Genomic DNA, 19295 nt, shown 5'->3' on the forward strand with positions numbered 1-19295 from the left:
CCTTACGCTGCCTGTGTCGCCGGCGCGGCCGGCAGCGGCTTTTCCGGCAGCTGGGCGATGAACTGGCAGGCCAGTGCGGCGATGTAGGGCAGCGACTGCAGGCCCAGCATGGTCACCCACAGCAGTACTTCGACGCTGTCGCTGCCGCGCATGTAAAGCATGGCGCTGGCGGCGCCGATCAGCGACAGCAGCAGGTACATCTCTTCGCGTATCGGCTGGAAGAATTTGGCCAGACCGCCCTCCGCCTTGCCCTTCGCGGTGCGCAGGAAGACACCGCGCTTGTGCGTGATGCCGGCGATGATGCCGCGCGCGATCGCGTGCGACAGGCCCAGGCTCACCAGCGACGCGCCGGCGATGTCGGCCCATGGACAGTCCATCGCGCGGCGATACAGGATGGGCCCCATCGCCGCCTTGGCGACCAGCAGGCCGAGCACCGGCGCCAGCATGATGGTGACCGGCAGCGAGAACATCTTCGGCCAGATCAGCATCGCGGCCGTCCAGCCTATGGCGCCCAGCGCGAACAGGAACTGCAGCGCGTCGCCGAACCACGAGAACCAGCCGGTGATGAAGTGATAGCGCTGACCGGCCGAGAGCTTGCTCTTGCCGACCAGCGCCTTCCAGTGGCCCTTCATGATCTGCATCGCGCCGAAGGCCCAGCGGAAGCGCTGCGACTTCAGTGCGGCGAAGCTGGACGGCGTCAGACCGCGGCCGAAAACGCGGTCAATGTAGCGCAGTTCGTCGCCGTTCTCGAGCAGGCGCAGGCCCAGTTCGGTGTCCTCGCAGATGCACCACTCGGACCAGTTGCCCGATTCCTCGAGGCGCGAGCGGCGCACCAGCGTCATCGTGCCGTGCTGGATCAGCGCGTTGCGTTCATGACGATGGTGCATGCCGATGCGGAAGAAGCCATCGAACTCCCAGTTGCACATGCGCTTGAAGAAATGGCGCTCCCACTCGCGGTGCGCCTGCGGTGCCTGCACCACGGCCACCTTGGGGTCACGGAAATGCGGCACCAGTGCGCTGAGCCAGTCGGGGGTGACCACGTAGTCGGCGTTGACCACGCCGACCACCGCGGTGCGCGGATCGATCTGCTTCATCGCGAAATTCAGCGCGCCGGCCTTGAAACCCGGCCACTGCGGCAGATGGAAGAAGCGGAAGCGTGGGCCCAACTCGGCCATGCGCGCCTCGACCGGCTTCCACAGCGCCTCGTCCTTGGTGTTGTTGTTGACGACGATGACTTCGAAGTTCTGGTAGTCCATCGCCGCCAGACTGTCGATGGTGGCGATCACCATTTCCGGCGGTTCGTTGCAACAGGCGAGGTGCACCGACACGAAGGGCTGCTGTTCCGGCGGCACCGGCTCAGCCGGCTTGTAGGCACGGCGCCAGCGCGGCTTGAAGAACACCTCGGCGAACTCGAATCCGTTGGTCAGCAGCACGCCGGCCGTCAGCACCACGCCGAACACGAGGCCTATCAGCGCGGTCAGGTCGCGCAAGGTGAAGTAGTAGTCGGCAGGCAGGCGGGCGGCGATGACGATGGCGGTGACGCAGGCCTGCACCAGTATGCACATCCAGAGCTGGCCGCCGATGCTCATGCCGCGCTGCGCCAGACAGAGCAGCAGCATCGGCACCAGCGCGAACACGGTGGCGACCAGCGCGTCATCAATCCAGCCACTGTTCGGATCCACGCTGCCTTCGAGCGGGAACTTCAGCTCGCGGTCGGCGTTGAACACGCCCCAGTAGGCACCGGCCCAGCCCTCGATATCGATCTTCCATGGCTGGTCGTAGGCTTCGATCAGGAAGTAGTCGAGGTTCTTGCACAGCGCGCGATAGAGGAATTCGCGCACGAAGCGCGCCTGGTTCTCTTCCGACGCGACCGCCGCCTGGATGGTCGGCCCCTTGCTCGGCCAGCCGATTTCGGAAATCAGGATGGAGCGGCCGGGGAAGGCGTCCAGCAGTTCCTGGTAGCGCGCCATCGCGTAGTTGACCGCTTTGTCCACCGGCACGCCCTCGTGATACGGCAGCAGATGGACGGCGAGGAAATCGACGTGGTCCGCCAGTTCCGGATTCTTCAGCCAGACGTGCCAGGGTTCGGCGGTCGATACCGGCAGATCGGTCGCATTGCGCACCTCGTCGAGGTAGGCATACATCTCGGGGAAGGTCAGGTCGTCGCGCAGCAATACCTCGTTGCCGACGATGATGCGGTCGATGTTCGCATGCAGCCGGGCGTCCGCCAGCACGGCACCGATCTCGCGCCGGTTCTTCACCTTGTCGCGGTCCAGCCAGGCGCCCGCGGTGACGCGCAGCTCGTTCTGCCCCGCCAGATCGGACACCTCCGGATTCTCGGTCGAGTTGTAGGTGCGCACCCGGTGCGCGATGCCGCCGAGCTGCTTCATGTCCTGCTCGATCTCGGCGTAGCTCGGATACACGCCCTTGAGTGGCGTCTGGTCGCGCCGGTAAGGGCTGTAGGAAAATCCGTCGATGTAGTCCAGCGGCTCGACCACGCTGACCGGACGGTTCGTCACCGCCCACAGCGCGAAGTGCACCGCCGCCACGCCACCTGCGATCAGCAGGGCGATCATGACGCGGGCAAGGGAAATCTGTCTTTTCATGCGAGATCGGTGTCGGTCGTCCGGCTGGGCCGGGCGCAGCGTTTCCGGTAAGGTGAGGACTGCAGCCGGTCACCGGATGACGGTGTCGATGCTGCAGCGCGGCGATGCTAACACAGCGAAAATCCACGGTTCGCACGTGACGGACAGTGCCTACAGATGAATACCCTCATGCCCACCTCTTCCCTTGCTCTCGACCTGCGCAAACGCCTTGGCTGGCCGCTGCTCATCGCACTGCTGGTCGCCGCCGCGGCCAGCGCCGGCCTGCGCTACGGCCTGATGGAATCCGACCTGCTGCACGGCCTGTGCGCCAGCGGCGCCGACGACTGGCGCTGCCTGGTGCGCCGCTTCGCGCCGCAGCTTTTCATGCAGGAGCGCATCGGCGTACTTGCACTGGCCGCTGGCGCACTGGCACTGCTGCTGCGCTACGCCTTCGTGGCGCGCCTCGCCGTCGTCGCGGGCGCCGCCGGTCTGGTGCTTTACAGCGCCGATTTCGCCGCCGTCGGCCTGCTTGCCGGATTGCTCGTGCTGCTGGCGCGCGCGCCAGCCTCTGTAAACACTGCGTAAACACAATGTCCCGAATTGTCCGGATCGCCCACCGCGCGGACGCGAGCCGCTAAGCTGAAGGGCATGAACGGACACACACCGAAACCGCGCATCCTCGTCGTTGACGACGACCCGGACCTGCGCGATCTGCTGCGCGACTACCTCGGCAAGCAGGACATGGACGTGCGCACCGTCGGCGACGGCGACGCACTGCGCCTCGCGCTCGAACGCGACGGCTGCGACCTGCTCATCCTCGACGTGATGCTGCCGGGCGACGACGGCCTCGCGCTGTGCCGCGAAATCCGCGCCAAATCGCGCCTGCCCATCCTGATGCTGACCGCCCGCGGCGACGAACTGGACCGCATCATCGGCCTGGAGATGGGGGCCGACGACTACCTGCCCAAGCCCTTCCATCCGCGCGAACTGCTGGCCCGGGTGCGCAGCATCCTGCGCCGGGCACCGGAGCACCCGGATGGCGACGGCAGCGTGCGCGGCCTGAAATTCTCCGGCTGGACGCTCGATCTCGGTGCCCGCCATCTGGTCAACGAGGCCGGCGTTGTGACGCCGCTGTCCAGTGGCGAATTCCGCATGCTCAACGCGCTGGCCGAGAACGCCAACCGCGTGCTGTCGCGCGACCAGTTGATGGACGTGCTGGCCGGCCGCGACGCCGGGCCCTTCGACCGCACGGTTGACGTGATGATCAGCCGCCTGCGCCGCCGGCTCGGCGACGACGGACGCGAGCCACGCATCATCCGCACGCTGCGCAACGAGGGCTATGTGCTCAACGGCCCGGTGGAGAAGCTGCTTTGACATGGGCGTCGCGGCTGCTGCCGCGCACGCTGTTCGGCCAGATCCTGTGCGTGCTGCTGGGCGGCCTGCTGCTCGCCAACGCGCTCGGCCTGTGGCTGGTGGTCGAGGACCGCGTGCGCCTGTCGCGACAGATGCGCAGCGACTACGCCGCGACGCGGCTGGCCGAGTCGGTCGCCCTGGTCGACGAAACGCCGGCAGCGGGCCGCGATCGGCTGCTGCGCATGCTCGAAAGCCCGAGCACCCGACTGTCGCTCGAGGAGCCGTGGTATGACGACGCGAAAGCGGTGCCGGACGATTTCGACGCCTTCGCGCAACGTGTCGGCGAACGGCTGGGCACGCGCTTCGAGCATCAGGTCGTCAGGCGCGAACAGGACATGCTGACGCCGCGCAGCGATATGCACCCCATGCGCCCGCCCCCGCCGCCGCCGCCCAAGCTGGCGCGACTGCTGCCTGCACCGCCGGTGATCGACGTATCCACTCAGGCCAGATTGAGCGACGGCAGCGTACTCACCTTCCGCTACTCGCCGCCGCCCCCGCCGGTGGACCGGCCGCTGCGCATCATCGTCGGCCTGCTGCTGGTGGCGCTTGCCGTGAGCCTGCTGTCGATCTGGGTGGTACGTCGCCTGACCCGTCCGCTGGCGATGTTCGCCCGCGCCGCCGACGGGCTGGCGCGCGACCTCGATCAGGCGCCGCTCGATACCGGCGGACCGCGCGAAGTGGCCGGCGCGGCGCACGCCTTCAACCGCATGCAGGGCGCGCTGCGCGCGCTGATCCAGACACGCGCCCAGGCACTGGCCGGCGTGTCGCACGACCTGCGGCTGCCGATTACCCGCGTGCGTCTGCGCCTCGAGCAGTTGCCGGACAGCCCGGTGCGCGAAGCGATCGAACGCGATCTGGCCGAGATGGAAACGCTGATCGACGACACGCTGGCCTTCCTGCGCGCCGGCGACAGTTCGGAAAGCGCCGCACCAACCCGGCTCGACGCGCTGGTCGATGGCGTGGCCGACGACATCGCCGCGCTGGGTGCGGACATCGAGGTGAGCGGCAGTCTCGCGCAGCCGGTCGTACTGCGCCCGGCGCTGACCCGCCGGGCACTCGCCAACCTGATGGACAACGCGCGCCGCTATGGCGGTGGCCGCGTCCGTGTGACGCTGTCGTCACCGACGGCGAAGCGCGAATAGACATCGACGACGACGGACCGGGCATACCCGAAGCCGAACTCGAGCACGTATTCGAACCCTATGTGCGCCTCGAAGCCTCGCGCGCCCGCCACACGGGCGGCAGCGGCCTGGGGCTGGCCATTTCGCGCGCCGTCATCCGCGCCCAAGGTGGCGAGGTGACGCTGTCGCGCCGCGCCGAGGGCGGCCTGCGGGCGCGCGTCGCGCTGCCCTTGCACGGCCGGCAATCAACGGGGTAAGCCCGCTGACGGCGACGAAGCGAGCGCATTTCCTGTGCGAGCGGTCTGCTGACCGCAACGGAGCCCTCGACAATCGCACACGGAATTCAGTCGCGCTTCCCTCCCCCTCCCCCGCAAGAGGCGTTCTGCTCAGTTCCGCGCCTGCAACGCCTGCACCGCCGGCGGATAGTTCTGTCCGGCCGAGGCGCGCAGCCAGCGCAGCGCTTCATCCGTGTTGCGCGTCTGCCCGGCGCCGGTGTCAAGCATGACCGACAGCGCGTACTGCGCCTCCGCCTCGCCCTGCTCCGCGGCGACGCGGAACAGCCGCGCCGCTTCGGCCAGATTGCGCTGCACGCCGCGGCCGGCTTCGTAAGCCCAGGCCAGTCGCGTCACGCCGCGCACGTCGCCGAAGTCGGCCAGCTTGCGGTACATCGCTGCCGCGTCGGCGTGCCGGCCCTCGGCTTCGAAGCGGCGCGCCTCGGCCAGTTCGCGGTCGCGGATGCTGCCGCCCTGCGGATCGTTCAGCGCCGCAAGGTGAGTGGCCGCTTCCTGGTCGCCGGCGTCGGCCGCCACCTTGAGCCAGTGGCGCGCGCCGTCGATGTCGCGCTGGCCGAGCTTGCCGCCCTGCAGCAGCAGACCGAGGCGCAGCGCCGAATTGCGGCTGCCCGCCTGGGCGCCGTTCTCGTACAGGCGACGCGCCTCGTGCGGATTCTGCGGCTCGCCCAGCCCGTCCTCGGCGAGGATGCCCAGATTGAACCAGGCCTCGCCATTGCCGCGCTCAGCCAGCGCGGTCCAGATGCGTTTCGCGTCGGCGTAGTGCGCCATCTTGAATTCGGCGTAACCCTTGTACAGCCCCCAGGACGGCTTCTGCACCGCCTCGGCGATGTCGTCGTCGGTGATGGCCCATGCGCTCAGCGGCAGCAGGCCGAGAGTCAGCGTCGCGCACAGGACGCGCAGCGACGAGGCGCAGGAAAGTGGGTGCATGTTCGATTCTCCAGGGCGTAAGCGCCCGTTTTTCAGGGCGAGCCTGTGACAGGCGCGGCGCAGTCTAAGTTACATCGCGCGCTCACGAATGCCGCTTGTTCGGGCATTTTCCATGGCAGGCGCCGAGCCGCGTCCGATTAGCATGCGCGTCTGCGGGGCACGCCAGAGCAGCATGCAGTGCGTTGGCCCCGTCGTCCCACACGGACCGACTTCATGTCCCTGATCTCCCGTGCGTCCATCGGCGCACTTGTCCGCCACGTCCTGCTGTTCGCCTCCTGTCTGTGCGGCGCGGCGCTGGCTGGCGAACTTGGCCACGACGACCTCGCCCGCCGCTTCCAGCCGCCTCTGCACGTACAGCCCAAGCTGGCCGACCTGCCGGTCTGGCCGATCACCAGCGAACTGGAACCGGAGGCCGGACCGGTCGGCTATGTGTTCGAGTCGATCGACCTAGCACCGATTCCCGGCTTCGAAGGCACGCCGATGAACCTGCTGGTCGCCATCGACCGCAAGGGTGGCTTCATTGACGTCGAGGTGCTGCGCCAGCACGAACCGGTCTTCCTCAGCGGGCTGGGCGAAGCGCCGCTGAAGGAATTCGTGCAGCAGTACGCCGGCCGCAATCTGAAGCAGGAAATCACCGTGTCGTCGGCCTACGGCAATACACGCGCGGGCGGCAGCGACAGCCGCGTCGTGCTCGATGGCGTGACCAAGGCGACCGCGTCGGTACGCATCGTGAACCAGACAGTGCTGGCGGCCGGCCTCGCGGTGGCGCGCGAGAAGCTCGGCTTCGCCGACCCCGGCGCGCGAGGCCCTGCCGCGCGGGCGCGCGCCGACGTCTTCGACCGGCTGGATTTCGCCACGCTGGTCAAGCGCGGGCTGATCGGCCACCTGCGCGTCAGCAATGCTGAGGCCGAAAAGCTGTTCGCCGGCACCGACGGCGAAGGCGCGGACGAGGTCGCGCTGGCCGAACCGGACGCCACGCTGGTCAACCTTTACGTCGGCTACCTGAATGCGCCGACGGTGGGCCGCGCCGTGCTCGGCGACGCCCGTTACGCCGATCTGATGAAGAAGCTGGAGGACGGCCAGCACGCACTGTGGATCGCCAGCGCCGGCCGCATCGCGATGCTGGACGAAGGCTTCGTACCGGGTACGCCGCCACCCAGCCTGTCGCTGACCCAGGGCGGGCTGCCGGTGGAAATGCGCGATCTGGTGTTCGAGCACCCGGCTCCTGCAGGCGCGCCAGCCTTCAATGCCTCCGGCGTGTTCCGCATCTACGCCCAGGCGGGGCTGGACCCGGCGCGGCCGATGCAGCTCACGCTGACGCTGACCCGCGCCAAGGGCATGATGCTGCCGCGCATTACGCACCAGACCGTGTCCTTCGACTACACGCCGGACGCCGACCTGTTCGTCTATCCGCCACAGCCGCTGCCCGAATGGCTGGTCGCCTGGCAGGGCCGCTGGCCCGACCTCGCAGCGATCGGCGTCGCGCTCGTCCTGCTCTGCGTGGTGCTGGCAAAGCCGGACTGGATGGCGCGCGACGCCCGGCGGCTGGCGCTGTTCCGCAACGCCTTCCTGCTGTTCACGCTGGTGTTCATCGGCTGGCACGCGCAGGGCCAGCTGTCCATCGTGCAGATCACCGGCGCGATCAAGACGCTGGCCGCCGGATCGGATCTATCGAGCTTCCTGTACGACCCGGTGTCGCTGCTGCTGATCGCGTTCACCGCGGTGAGCTTCTTCATCTGGGGTCGCGGCACCTTCTGCGGCTGGCTCTGCCCCTTCGGCGCGCTGCAGGAATTCGTCGCCATCGCGGCGCAGAAGCTGCGGGTCCCGCAGATCCGGCTACCGCGGCGACTGGCACGTACGCTCGACCGCGGCCGCTACGCGCTGCTGGCGGCGCTGGTCATCGCCGCAGCGACCGCGCCTCGGATCGCCGAAAGTCTGGTCGAGGTCGAGCCGTTCAAGACCGCGATCACGGTCGGCTTCGACCGCGCCTGGCCCTATGTCGCGTGGGCGGTCGGCCTGCTGCTGGCGGGTGCTTTCAGCTACAAGTTCTTCTGTCGCTACCTGTGTCCGCTGGGTGCCGCGATGGCGCTGGGCGGCAAACTGAGGCGCTTCGACTGGCTGGTGCGCCGCGCCGAATGCGGCAAGCCCTGTCAGACCTGTCGCCACCGCTGCCAGTACGACGCGATCGAGCGCAGCGGCGACATCCGCTACGACGACTGTTTCCAGTGTCTGGACTGCGTTGGCATCCACGCCGACCCGCAGCGCTGCGCGCCGGTGCTGCTGTATGCGAAGAGGGGGCGCACGGTGACGCCTTTCCCCGTTCCAGTGCGGACGGCGGACGCCACGAACTGAACGTTCAGCCGCCCTGCCTCCAGCGTTCGGCGGCGCTGTCGTCGGATTCGCGCGCATCCACCCAGCGGCTGCCTTCCGGCGTGTCCTCGCGCTTCCAGAACGGCGCGCGGGTCTTCAGGTAATCCATGATGAATTCGCAGGCGGCGAAAGCTTCGCCGCGGTGACTGCCGGCGACGATGACGAGCACGATGCGGTCGGCCGGCTGCAGCATGCCGACGCGGTGGATCACCCGCACGGCGAGGATGTCCCAGCGCGCCTTCGCCTGCGCGACGATGTCCTCCAGCGCCGCCTCGGTCATGCCCGGATAGTGCTCCAGCGTCATCGCATGCACGCCGGAGCCGTCATTGACGTCGCGCACCAGACCGGTGAAGGTGGCCACCGCGCCGACGTCGGTGCGACCGGCCGTCAGCGCGTCGATCTCTGCGCCGATGTCGAAGTCGGCCTGCTGCACGCTCACGCTCATGCTTTTCTCCTCAGCCGCCGGTGACCGGCGGGAAGAAGGCCACTTCGTCGCCGTCGGCGACCGCGGCGTCCGGTTCGGCCATGCGCTGGTTTACCGCCGCACGCAGGTTCTTCATCTGCGCCAGCTTGTCCCAGTCGCCACCGCGGCTGGCGATCAGCGCGCGCACGCCGGCCAGCGTGGTCACATCGGCCGGCAGGTTGACCGTCTCACCGGGCGAACCCAGCGCTTCGCGCAACGCGGCGAAGTAAAGCACCTTGATCTTCATCGTCATGACTCAGTACAGCAGGGATTCGAAGGACAGGAAGGGCACGGCATCGCCCCGCTTCACCGCCTGACCGGCGGTGATGTCGGCCAGCCCGCTGCCCCACACGGTGGATGTGAGCACGCCCGAACTCTGGTTCGGAAACAGTTCCAGCCCACCGTCGGCGTTGCGGCGCACGCGCAGGAATTCGCGCCGGCGGTCGGGGCGTGGCCAGTCGAAATCGGCGCGCACCATGAACGGCTCCGGGGTAACGTCGGCCACGCCCATGCGACGCAGGATGAAGGGGCGCACCAGCAGCAGGAAGGTGACGAAGCTGGACACCGGATTGCCCGGCAGGCCGAGGAAGTCGGCGTGACCGCCGTCTGCGCGCTTCACGTGGCCGTGCGCCAGCGGCTTGCCCGGCTTCATCGCGATCTTCCAGCTGTCCAGCCCGCCTTCGGCGGTCAGCGCCGGCTTGATGTGGTCTTCCTCGCCGACGCCGACGCCGCCGCTGGTCAGTATCAGGTCGCAGCTTGCCGCGGCTTCGCGCAGCGCGGCGCGCGTGGCGTCGAGGCGGTCGGGGACGATGCCCAGGTCCAGCACTTCGCAGCCCAGCGTTTCACACAGCGCGCGCAGCGTGTAGCGGTTGGAGTTGTAGATGCCGCCCGGCGGCAGCGGCTCGCCCGGCATGACCAGTTCGTCGCCGGTCGAGAACAGCGCGACGCGCGGCCGGCGCACTACCGGCACGTCGGCCAGACCGATCGACGCCGCCAGCCCGACTTCCTGCGCGCGCAGCCGGGTGCCGGCAGCCAGCACGATGTCGCCTTCGCGGATGTCCTCGCCGGCGCGGCGTATCCACGCACCCGGCTTCGGAATCTCGTCGAAACAGACACCGGCGTCGCTGGTACGCGTTGACTCCTGCATCACGATGGCGTCGGCGCCCGGCGGCACCGGCGCGCCGGTGAAGATGCGGGCACAGGTGCCGGCGGCCAGCGGCGCGCCGACATGACCGGCCGGGATGCGCTGGCTCACCGGCAGACAGCAGCCCGCCGCATCGAGATCGGCCAGACGCACGGCGTAGCCATCCATGCTGGAGTTGTCGTGCGGCGGCACGGTCAGCGACGAGCGCTGGTCGGCGGCCAGCACGCGGCCGGCGGCGGCGAAGGTCGATACGGTTTCGCTGTCGGCGATCGGACGTGCGGCCGCGAGCAGGCGCTCGACCGCAGCGTCCAGCGTGAGCATTTCGTTCATCCTGAGAACCTCGGCTGACCGCTTGGCATATTGATCAGAGTAGTTGTCGTCATCAATGTCGTCATTTGCCTGCCCTTCATAATCCCGGCCGAGACCGCTTCGACGCCGCGTACACGGCTGGCGAGGCGCCCTGCGGCGTTGCTCGTCCTTGCAGGGAGCCATCCTGCCGCGTCCTCGCGCCTTGCCGTACACCTCGCCAGCCGCGCCCACAACGCCGATCAACCGAGGTTCTCAGGATGATCGGAATCCCTGGTGGCGAAGGATGAAGCCGGCGATGGCTTCCACGTCATTCAGGTCGAGCCGGGGCAGCGGAAGTTCCATCGGCTCGTCGGTGGCGACCGCCACCACGTGCGGATTGTCCGGATACATCAGCGGCCGGCCGTAGGACGGGCGGTGGATTTCCAGCTTCGGGATCGGCGAGGCCTTGTAGCCCTCGACCAGCAGCAGGTCGCAGTCGCCCATGGCGGCGATCTGCTCATCCAGCGTCGGTTCCGGGCGCCCGCGCAGTTCGTGCATCAGCACCCAGCGATTGTTCGACACCAGCATCACTTCGGTGCAGCCGGCCTCGCGCAGGCGGTGCGAGTCCTTGCCCGGCTTGTCGATGTCGAAGCCCGCGTGCGCATGCTTGATCAGCGACACGGTCAGCCCCTCCAGCACGAAGTGAGGAATCAGCTGCTCGATCAGCGTGGTCTTGCCGGAACCGCTGTAGCCGGCAAATCCGAAAACTTTCATGGGGTGGGCGGGCGCGGGGAAAACGCGATTATCGCCCGGAAGCGGGCCCGACTGGCGGACCACGTCCGGAAACCGGACCCGAGCAGGTCGATCTCCGGACGCCGCCGGCCGGATGGAACGGTCGTGACGCAGACCGTTCAGCCGCCGGCTCAGCCGTTGTTGCGGATGCGGGCAACCAGTGCGGCGGTGTACTCCTTGGTGCTGGCGCGGCCGCCCAGGTCACCGGTGCGGACGTTGTCGATGTTCAGCGTTTCCGACACCGCGTTGCGGATGCGGTCGCCCTTGTCCTGCATGTTCACGTGATCCAGCATCAGCGCGGCGGCCAGCACCAGCGCCGTCGGATTGGCGATGCCCTTGCCGGCGATGTCAGGCGCCGAGCCATGCACCGCTTCGAAAATGGCCGCATCGGCGCCGATGTTGGAACCGGGCGCCATGCCCAGGCCGCCGACCAGGCCCGCAGTCAGGTCGGACAGGATGTCGCCGAACAGGTTGGTCGTGACCAGCACGTCGAACTGCCAGGGGTTCATCACCAGCTTCATGCAGCAGGCGTTGACGATGACCTGTTCGAACTGGATGCGGCCCTTGTAGCGCTCCTCGTACATCTGCTCGGCCGTTTCCAGGAAGATGCCGGTCAGCGCCTTCATGATGTTGGCCTTGTGCACCACGGTCACCTTCTTGCGACCGAGCGCGATCGCGTGTTCGAAGGCGTATTCGAGAATGTGGCGCGCGCCCTGGCGGGTATTCACGCCGGTTGACATCGCCACCGCGTGCGGGTCGCCCTCGATCGGGATGAAGTGCTCGTAGCCCATGTACAGGCCTTCGAGGTTCTCGCGGCAGACGATGAGGTCGATGTTGTCGTAGCGGCCGCCCGGGATCAGCGTCTGCGCCGGGCGGATGTTGGCGTAGAGCTTGAACTCCTCGCGCAGGCGCACGTTGATCGAGCGGAAACCGCCGCCGACCGGCGTTTCCAGCGGGCCCTTCAGTGCCAGCCGGGTGCGCCGGATGCTGTCCAGCGTCTTCGCCGGCAACGGATCGCCTTCGCTCTTCAGCGCGCCCATGCCGGCAGGCATCTGTTCCCACTCGAACGGAGCCCCCACCGCTTCGAGCGCCGCCAGGGCGGCTTCCATGATTTCCGGTCCAATGCCGTCACCGGGGATCAGTGTGGCGGGGATTTTCTGCGCGCTCATTCGGGGGTCTCCTGTAATGGTTCATTGTCCCCGGACCGCGCCGCCGGGTTGGCGACGCATCCGGAAATGTCCGGCCGCTGAAGCAAGAAACCTGCCTCGGCTTCGGGTCTGCCGACCGACCCTGTATTCATCCGGCCTGCGCCGGTTCGAGCTTGCGCCAGACCGTGGCGCCGCCGCTGGCCTTGTCGATCTCGGCCAGCACGCGCTCGTGCTCGGCCAGTTCCGCCTCGCTCGCCTGCACCCGGCGCAATGCACCACGCGGGCGCGCGGCAGCGGCGGCACGCACCGCGGAGGCCTCAGGTTCGAGGTCGATGATCAGGCTTTCCTGGCCCCGGGTCATCGCCAGATAGACCTCGACCAGCAGTTCCGCGTCGAGCAGCGCGCCGTGGAATTCCCGGTGCGAGTTCTCGATGCCGAAGCGCTCGCACAGCGCGTCGAGGTTGGCGCGCTTGCCCGGGAACATGTCGCGCGCCATGCGTACGGTATCGATCGCCGGCCACACGCAGGTTTCGCGCAAGGGCGGCCGGCCCACGATACTCAGCTCGTTGTCGAGAAAGCCGACGTCGAAGGCGGCGTTGTGGATGACCAGTTCCGCGTCGCGCACGAAATCGACGAACTCGTTGACCACGTCGCGGAACTTAGGCTTATCGGCGAGGAATTCGGTGGTGATGCCGTGCACCGCCACCGCGCCCTCCGGCACGTCACGTTCCGGATTCACGTACATGTGCAGCCGGCGGCCGGTGCGCTTGCGCCCGACCAGCTCGACGCAGCCGATTTCGATCAGCCGGTCGCCGTTCTGCCACTCCAGGCCGGTGGTTTCGGTATCGAGGATGATCTGGCGAATCATGGGGAAAGGCGGCTCCTTGAGGCGGGCCGGATTGTACCGGCCAGAACTTGCAGTTCGCTGACAGCGATCAACGACGGGCCGGGATGGCCTCCCGCGCCAACCGGTCGGCGCGTTCGTTCTCCGGGTGACCGGCGTGACCTTTCACCCATTTCCATTCGACCTGATGTACGCCGGCCGCGGCGTCGAGCGCCTTCCACAGATCGACGTTCTTGACCGGATCGCCGCCGGCTGTTTTCCAGCCCTTGCGCTTCCAGCCATGTATCCACTCGCTGATGCCCTTCTGCACGTACTGTGAGTCGGTATAGACCACCGCGCGCACCGGTTTCTTCAGTGCGTTCAATGCTTCGATCACCGCCATCAGTTCCATCCGGTTGTTGGTGGTCGTGACTTCGCCGCCCGACAGCTCGCGTTCGTGTTCGCCGCTCTTCAGCAGCGCGCCCCAGCCTCCGGGGCCCGGATTGCCGCTGCAGGCGCCGTCCGTGTAGATGATGACTTCGTCCAACCGTATCTCCAGTCATAGATGAGGGCGCCGCGCCTATTGGCCGGGCGCCCGGTGTTTCTGCGCGCGCGGACTCACCGTCGCCAGCGCCCGCGCGGCCGCCCGACGGTCGCGCCAGGTCGGCATGATGAGTCGCATGCCGCGCACGCGCTTGATGCCTTGCAGCACGTAGGTGCCGCCGAGAAAGGGCCACCAGCGATCGCCGGCGGTTTCCATGAAATGCCAGCGCGCCAGCCACTTCTCGCTGAGTACCGGCGGGCAGTAACAGCCGAAGCAGCCGGCCTGGGTGTCCAGGCTGAGCAGCTTGAACCAGTCACGCAGGCGCGGCACCGAAAGCCAGTCGCCGTTCCAAGGGAAAGGGTCGCGCTCGCGCAGGCGCCGACGTGCGCCCCACAGGCTGAACGGATTGAAGCCGGTCACCAGCACCTGCCCTTCCGGCACCAGCACGCGTTCGACCTCGCGCAACACCGCGTGCGGATCGCTGGCGAACTCGAGCACATGCGGCAGCACGACCAGATCGACGCTGGTCGCCGCGAACGGCAACTGCACCGGATCGCAGATCAGCGCCCGCGGCGGGCCCGGCTTCGCGTCCTCGCAATAGAGCTTGAAAGGCATCCGGTTGGCACGCAGGTAGTCGTGTTCCAGCAGCCCGATCTGCACCGCGTTGTAACCGAACACGTCGGCCACGATCTGGTCAACCCGCGCCTGCTCCCAGCGCTGGACATACTGTCCCTGCGGCGTGTCCAACCATTCGTGCAGACCGGGAATCGACATGGGCAAGAGGCGTGGGGCAGGCAGATCGCGGCCGGTGCATTGTCAACGCAGAGCCCAGCCGCCAGAATCGGGCGGATGAAGATATATCCGATCCCCGCATTTGGCGACAACTATCTTTGGCTCGCCGCCGCAGGTGACCGGGCGCTGGTGGTCAACCCGGGCGATGCCGCCCCGGTGCTGGCCGCACTCGACGAACATTCGCTGCGCCTGGACACCATCCTGATCACCCATCACCACGCCGACCACATCGGCGGCCTGGGCGAACTGAAGCGGCGCACCGGTGCCCGCGTGTTCGGACCGGCTGACGAGCGCATCGAGCATATCGACGAGGTGGTGCGCGAAGGTTCGCGCGTCGCCCTGCCCTCGCTTGCAGCCACCTTCGCCGTGCTGGAAGTGCCCGGTCACACGCGCAGCCACATCGCCTACGTCGGCGGCGACCTGCTGTTCTGCGGCGACACGCTGTTCGCCGCCGGCTGTGGGCGGCTGTTCGAGGGCAGCGCGGAACAGATGTGGCACTCGCTGTCGCGGCTCGCCTCGCTGCCGCTGCACACCCGTGTGTATTGCGCGCACGAATACACGCAGGCCAATCTGCGCTTCGCGCTGGCGGTCGAACCGGACAATCAGGCGCTGCTGGCCCGCATCCGCCGCGTAGCGAAGCTGCGCGAGGCCGGCCTGCCGAGCGTGCCCAGCGCGCTGGCCGACGAACTGGCGACCAACCCCTTCGTGCGCGCACGCGAGCCGGCGGTCATCCGCGCGGCGGAGGCGCACGCCGGCCGCCGACTGGGCAGCCCGGTCGAGGTGTTCGCCGTATTGCGTGAGTGGAAGAACGTCTTCTGAAAAGCCTGCCTGCGCCGGCATCAGCCGGCGACGGTCTCGACCTGTCTGAAACCGACGCGATCGCGCCCGCCCGACTTCGCCGCATAGAGCGCGAGGTCGGCTTCGGCGATCAGACTCTGCGGGCTGCCCGCGCCGACGCCCGGCATCATGCTGGCGACCCCGACACTGATGGTGACGTGGCCCGACGTCGTCGCATGCGGCAACTTGAGCGCGCGGATCGCATCGCACAGCCCTTCGGCCACGTTGCGCGCGCCGGCGAGGTCGGTTTCCGGCAGCACCAGCGCGAATTCTTCGCCGCCGTAGCGCGCCACCAGATCGCTGGGGCGGCGCGAAACCGCCTGCAGCGCACTGGCCACAGACTTCAGGCATTCGTCGCCACCCAGATGGCCGTAGGTGTCGTTGTACTGCTTGAAATGGTTGACATCGACCAGCGCCAGCGCCAGCGGTCGCTTGTAGCGCGCCGCACGCCGCCACTCGCGCATGATGGTCTCGTCGAAATGGCGCCGGTTGGCGAGACCGGTCAGACCGTCCAGTGAGGTGAGCCGCGTCAGTTCCTGGTTGGCGGCGTCGAGCTTGCGCGTCAGCACCACCAGCGAGTAACGCATCTGCAGGATGCGTTGCATCGCACGCACCTTGGCGGCGAGCACCACTTCACTGATCGGTTTGAAAAGATAGTCGTCGCCGCCGGCGGTGATGCCCTGTACCAGATCGGTATCGGCCGTGCGCGCGGTCAGGAAGATGATGGGTGTCCATTCGCCCGACTGCTCGATGGCACGGATGCGGCGGGCCACCTCATAGCCGTCCATGCCCGGCAACACCACGTCGAGCAGCACGATGTCCGGATTGTGCTGGCGGAACGCTGCAACGCCGCTCTCGCCGTCGGTGGCGGCGATGGGCAGTATGCCCATCCGTTCGAGATGCTGGCTGACGACTGCAAGCCCTGTCTGGGAATCTTCGATGACCAGCGCTTTCATGGACACACCCTTTTTTTATTCGCCATCATAACCTTACAAAGCCGCAGGACAACACCGACGAACCCCGTCCGCGACGTGCGGTCAATCCGCACTCCTTCAACCCCACCCCGACAGCAAGGTTTGACGGTGCCCGCTCCGGCTGGCTAGCATTCGGGGTTTGGCTCTTTCGCCGCAATGCCGCATTTCATCGTTTCCCTGCTGCGCCGCTCGCTGCTCGTGCTGGCGGCCGCAACGCTCGCCGGCTGTGCGGCCACGGGCGTCGTGCCCGAGGAACCGGCCGAGCCCCCGGGCGCCTCGGTCGGCACCCGCTCGGTCGAACGCCCGGCAGTACGTCGCACCCCGGACGCCTCCAGCCGCACGACGCCGGGCATCAAGCCGGGCAAGGCGGAGCCGATTCCCTTTCCGCAACCGACCGAAGTGATCGCCAACGAGGACGAAGCGATCAGGCCGATCGACCTCACCGTGCCGCCGGACGACCTGTGGGAACGCATCCGCAAGGGTTTCGGCATGGCCGATCTGGACCACCCGCTGGTGGCGGAGCACCAGGCCTGGTACCTCAACCGCCCCGACTACTTCCGGCGGATGACCGAGCGCGGCCGCCGCTACATGTTCCACATCGTCGAGGAAATCGAGAAGCGCGGCCTGCCGACCGAACTGGCGCTGCTTCCCATGGTGGAAAGTGCCTACAACCCGGAAGCGCTGTCGTCTGCACGGGCCTCCGGACTGTGGCAGTTCATCCCGTTGACCGGCAAGCTCTACGGCCTGGAACAGAACGCGCAGCGCGACGACAGGCGCGACATCGTCGCCTCGACCGCGGCGGCGCTCGAGTACCTGCAGCGCATCTATGAAATGCACGGCGACTGGCACCTGGCGCTCGCCTCGTACAACTGGGGCGAAGGCGCGGTCGGTCGAGCGGTCATGCGCAACCAGGCGGCCGGCCTGCCGACCGACTACGCCTCGCTGAACATGCCCAACGAAACGCGGCACTACGTGCCGAAGCTGCAGGCGCTCAAGAACATCATTGCCCAGCCGGAACTGTTCGGCATCGAGCTCGATACGGTCGAGAACAAGCCCTACTTCACGCTGGTGGCCGAAGCGCCGACCATGGATCTGGCCACTGCGGCGCGACTTGCCGACGTACCGGTGGCCGAGATCAAGGCGCTCAACCCGCAGCACAAGCGACCGGTCATCCGCGCCGGCGAGGGTGGCGCGCAGCTGGTGCTTCCGTCGCACGCGGTCAACACCTTCATGTCCAACCTCAGCAACCGCGACGCCGATGCCGCACCCGCAGCCGGTGCGCCGTGGCGCACCTATACGCTGGGTCCGAAGGAAACGCTGACCACCGTCATCCGCCGCTTCGGCGTGACCGAATGGCGCCTGCGCCGCTTCAACGGCCTGTCGCCGACGGCGAAGATCGGTCCGGGCACCACGCTGCTGGTGCCCGACGAGAACAGCAGCCTGTCGCTTGACGGTGCCGGCAACGCCGAAGAAGCGCCGCGCCTCGGTGTGGACAAACCGAAGTACAAGCGCGTCAAGCGGAACGGGCGCTGGGTGAACGTGCCGGTCGCAGCGCCGTCCGGCAACAAGGCGGTGAAACCGGCGGCACCGAAGAAGAAGGCCGCGCCCGTCGCCAAGAAAAAGGCCGTCGTCCCGGTCAAGAAAACCGCAACGAAAAAGCCTGCAGCGAAAAAATAGCGGTGTGGACCGAATGCCGGGCGGGCCGGCGCGCGGTCAGCGCGCGAAGCCGGCCGACAGCATCCGCGTCAGTTCGGCCGCCGGCACGGGCTGACAGCCCGCGGCGTTCTGACCGCACCACAGCGGAGAGAAATCGCCGCTTCCGGCCGCTTCGGCGCGCGCACGCAGCGGTGCGATCGCCGCTGCGGCGAGCGGAAACGCTGGCGCATCGGCACTGATCGGCCCCAGTTCGCGCATCGCCCGATTGACGATTCCGCGCGCCGGTCGCCCTGAAAACACATTGGTCAGCGCGGTGTGACGGGCCGCCTCGCTGCCCAGCGCCGCACGATGCACGGCTGAGGTCGTCGCCTCGGGGCAGCACAGATAGGCGGTGCCGACCTGCACTGCGCTCGCCCCGAGCGCCATCGCGGCCGCCACGCCCCGGGCGTCGGCAATCCCGCCGGCGGCGATGACCGGGCGCGACACCGCGCGCACCACCTGCGGCAGCAGCGCGAACGTGCCGAGCTGTTCGCTCAGATCATCGGTCAGGAAATGCCCGCGATGCCCGCCCGCCTCCAGCCCCTGCGCGATGATCGCGTCGGCGCCGTACGCTTCGAGCCAGCGCGCTTCGGCCACCGTGGTGGCGGATCCCAGCACGCAGGCGCCCCACGCCTTGACCCGCGCGAGCAGATCGGCCGCCGGCAGCCCGAAATGGAAGCTGACGACCGCCGGACGGAAGGCTTCGAGCACGTCGGCCATGCCGGTACTGAAAGGCATGCGCCCCGGCCCGGCCGGCACCTGCGCCGGATCGACACCGAACTCGGCGTAGTACGGCGCGAGCGCAGCGCGCCAGCGTGCCTCGCGCGCCGCGTCCGGCGACGGCGGCACGTGACAGAAGAAATTGACGTTGATCGGCCGGTCGGTGAGCGCCTGCAGCGCGCTCAGCTGGTCGCGCAAACCCTCGGCACCCAGCATGGCGGCCGGCAGCGAACCGAGACCGCCGGCGTTCGAAACGGCAGCGGCAAGCCGGTGATCCTGCACACCGGCCATCGGCGCCTGGATGAGCGGCAGGCGCAGGCCGGCGATGGCTGGAAACGTCATCGTTCCTCCTCGCGTTGACGGCGC

Annotated in this window: 19 protein-coding genes; 7 read left to right on the forward strand and 12 right to left on the reverse strand. The window is 67.9% G+C overall.

Going from position 1 to position 19295, the window contains the following annotated elements:
• Window positions 1-2: 2 nt before the first annotated feature.
• A complete protein-coding gene (locus ACQ66H_RS14135) occupies window positions 3-2576 on the reverse strand; it encodes a glycosyltransferase (RefSeq protein WP_430435642.1) in 2574 nt (857 codons plus the stop codon).
• A 198-nt stretch (window positions 2577-2774) separates the two neighbouring features.
• Between ACQ66H_RS14135 and ACQ66H_RS14140 the strand changes: the two genes are divergently transcribed.
• From ACQ66H_RS14140 to ACQ66H_RS14155, 4 genes are all read left to right on the forward strand, one after another.
• Entirely contained in the window at window positions 2775-3170 is a 396-nt protein-coding gene (locus ACQ66H_RS14140) for a hypothetical protein (RefSeq protein WP_430434545.1), read from the forward strand.
• 63 nt (window positions 3171-3233) lie between these two features.
• Window positions 3234-3959, forward strand: coding sequence for a response regulator (locus ACQ66H_RS14145; RefSeq protein ID WP_430434546.1), 726 nt, complete (start codon window positions 3234-3236; stop codon window positions 3957-3959).
• Window positions 3956-5140 (forward strand): HAMP domain-containing protein, encoded by a 1185-nt coding sequence (locus ACQ66H_RS14150; RefSeq protein WP_430434547.1) that lies wholly within the window; start codon window positions 3956-3958, stop codon window positions 5138-5140. Before ACQ66H_RS14145 ends, ACQ66H_RS14150 begins: the two co-directional genes overlap by 4 nt.
• Before the next feature lie 23 nt (window positions 5141-5163).
• Window positions 5164-5376 (forward strand): ATP-binding protein, encoded by a 213-nt coding sequence (locus ACQ66H_RS14155; protein WP_430435643.1) that lies wholly within the window; start codon window positions 5164-5166, stop codon window positions 5374-5376.
• Window positions 5377-5505: 129 nt separating this feature from the next.
• Here ACQ66H_RS14155 and ACQ66H_RS14160 read toward each other — a convergent pair whose 3' ends face one another.
• The gene (locus tag ACQ66H_RS14160; protein WP_430434548.1) at window positions 5506-6339 is read right to left on the reverse strand and encodes a tetratricopeptide repeat protein; all 834 of its coding nucleotides are present in this window, start codon (window positions 6337-6339) and stop codon (window positions 5506-5508) included.
• 213 nt (window positions 6340-6552) lie between these two features.
• Between ACQ66H_RS14160 and ACQ66H_RS14165 the strand changes: the two genes are divergently transcribed.
• Complete coding sequence (locus tag ACQ66H_RS14165; protein WP_430434549.1) at window positions 6553-8691, forward strand: 4Fe-4S binding protein; 2139 nt, start codon at window positions 6553-6555, stop codon at window positions 8689-8691.
• Window positions 8692-8695: 4 nt separating this feature from the next.
• On the opposite strand, the gene moaE is transcribed toward ACQ66H_RS14165, so the two are convergent.
• The 8 genes from moaE to ACQ66H_RS14205 all read right to left on the reverse strand — a co-directional run bounded on the left by moaE (window position 8696) and on the right by ACQ66H_RS14205 (window position 14685).
• Window positions 8696-9154: a molybdopterin synthase catalytic subunit MoaE gene (moaE, locus tag ACQ66H_RS14170; protein ID WP_430434550.1), complete on the reverse strand. Its 459-nt coding sequence runs from the start codon at window positions 9152-9154 to the stop codon at window positions 8696-8698.
• A 10-nt stretch (window positions 9155-9164) separates the two neighbouring features.
• Window positions 9165-9419: a molybdopterin converting factor subunit 1 gene (gene moaD / locus ACQ66H_RS14175; protein WP_430434551.1), complete on the reverse strand. Its 255-nt coding sequence runs from the start codon at window positions 9417-9419 to the stop codon at window positions 9165-9167.
• Between the two features lie 9 nt (window positions 9420-9428).
• Window positions 9429-10646 (reverse strand): molybdopterin molybdotransferase MoeA, encoded by a 1218-nt coding sequence (locus ACQ66H_RS14180; protein ID WP_430434552.1) that lies wholly within the window; start codon window positions 10644-10646, stop codon window positions 9429-9431.
• A 231-nt stretch (window positions 10647-10877) separates the two neighbouring features.
• Window positions 10878-11378, reverse strand: a complete 501-nt coding sequence (gene mobB, locus ACQ66H_RS14185; protein WP_019917587.1) for a molybdopterin-guanine dinucleotide biosynthesis protein B — start codon at window positions 11376-11378, stop codon at window positions 10878-10880.
• Between the two features lie 149 nt (window positions 11379-11527).
• Window positions 11528-12565 (reverse strand): isocitrate/isopropylmalate family dehydrogenase, encoded by a 1038-nt coding sequence (locus ACQ66H_RS14190; protein WP_430434553.1) that lies wholly within the window; start codon window positions 12563-12565, stop codon window positions 11528-11530.
• 127 nt (window positions 12566-12692) lie between these two features.
• On the reverse strand, window positions 12693-13412 hold the full coding sequence (gene dnaQ, locus ACQ66H_RS14195) for a DNA polymerase III subunit epsilon (RefSeq protein WP_430434554.1): 720 nt from the start codon (window positions 13410-13412) through the stop codon (window positions 12693-12695).
• A 67-nt stretch (window positions 13413-13479) separates the two neighbouring features.
• Complete coding sequence (gene rnhA, locus ACQ66H_RS14200; RefSeq protein ID WP_019917582.1) at window positions 13480-13914, reverse strand: ribonuclease HI; 435 nt, start codon at window positions 13912-13914, stop codon at window positions 13480-13482.
• A gap of 33 nt (window positions 13915-13947) precedes the next feature.
• The gene (locus ACQ66H_RS14205) at window positions 13948-14685 is read right to left on the reverse strand and encodes a class I SAM-dependent methyltransferase (RefSeq protein WP_430434555.1); all 738 of its coding nucleotides are present in this window, start codon (window positions 14683-14685) and stop codon (window positions 13948-13950) included.
• Between the two features lie 75 nt (window positions 14686-14760).
• Here ACQ66H_RS14205 and gloB point away from each other — a divergent pair, with 75 nt between their 5' ends.
• Entirely contained in the window at window positions 14761-15522 is a 762-nt protein-coding gene (gene gloB, locus ACQ66H_RS14210) for a hydroxyacylglutathione hydrolase (RefSeq protein ID WP_430434556.1), read from the forward strand.
• A 20-nt stretch (window positions 15523-15542) separates the two neighbouring features.
• On the opposite strand, the gene ACQ66H_RS14215 is transcribed toward gloB, so the two are convergent.
• Entirely contained in the window at window positions 15543-16496 is a 954-nt protein-coding gene (locus ACQ66H_RS14215; protein WP_430434557.1) for a GGDEF domain-containing response regulator, read from the reverse strand.
• Between the two features lie 174 nt (window positions 16497-16670).
• Between ACQ66H_RS14215 and ACQ66H_RS14220 the strand changes: the two genes are divergently transcribed.
• On the forward strand, window positions 16671-18191 hold the full coding sequence (locus ACQ66H_RS14220; RefSeq protein ID WP_430434558.1) for a transglycosylase SLT domain-containing protein: 1521 nt from the start codon (window positions 16671-16673) through the stop codon (window positions 18189-18191).
• Window positions 18192-18227: 36 nt separating this feature from the next.
• On the opposite strand, the gene ACQ66H_RS14225 is transcribed toward ACQ66H_RS14220, so the two are convergent.
• The gene (locus ACQ66H_RS14225) at window positions 18228-19271 is read right to left on the reverse strand and encodes an NAD(P)H-dependent flavin oxidoreductase (RefSeq protein WP_019917577.1); all 1044 of its coding nucleotides are present in this window, start codon (window positions 19269-19271) and stop codon (window positions 18228-18230) included.
• Between the last annotated feature and the right edge of the window lie 24 nt (window positions 19272-19295).

The sequence above is a fragment of the Methyloversatilis sp. genome (genome assembly GCF_965284615.1).
Classification (GTDB): domain Bacteria; phylum Pseudomonadota; class Gammaproteobacteria; order Burkholderiales; family Rhodocyclaceae; genus Methyloversatilis.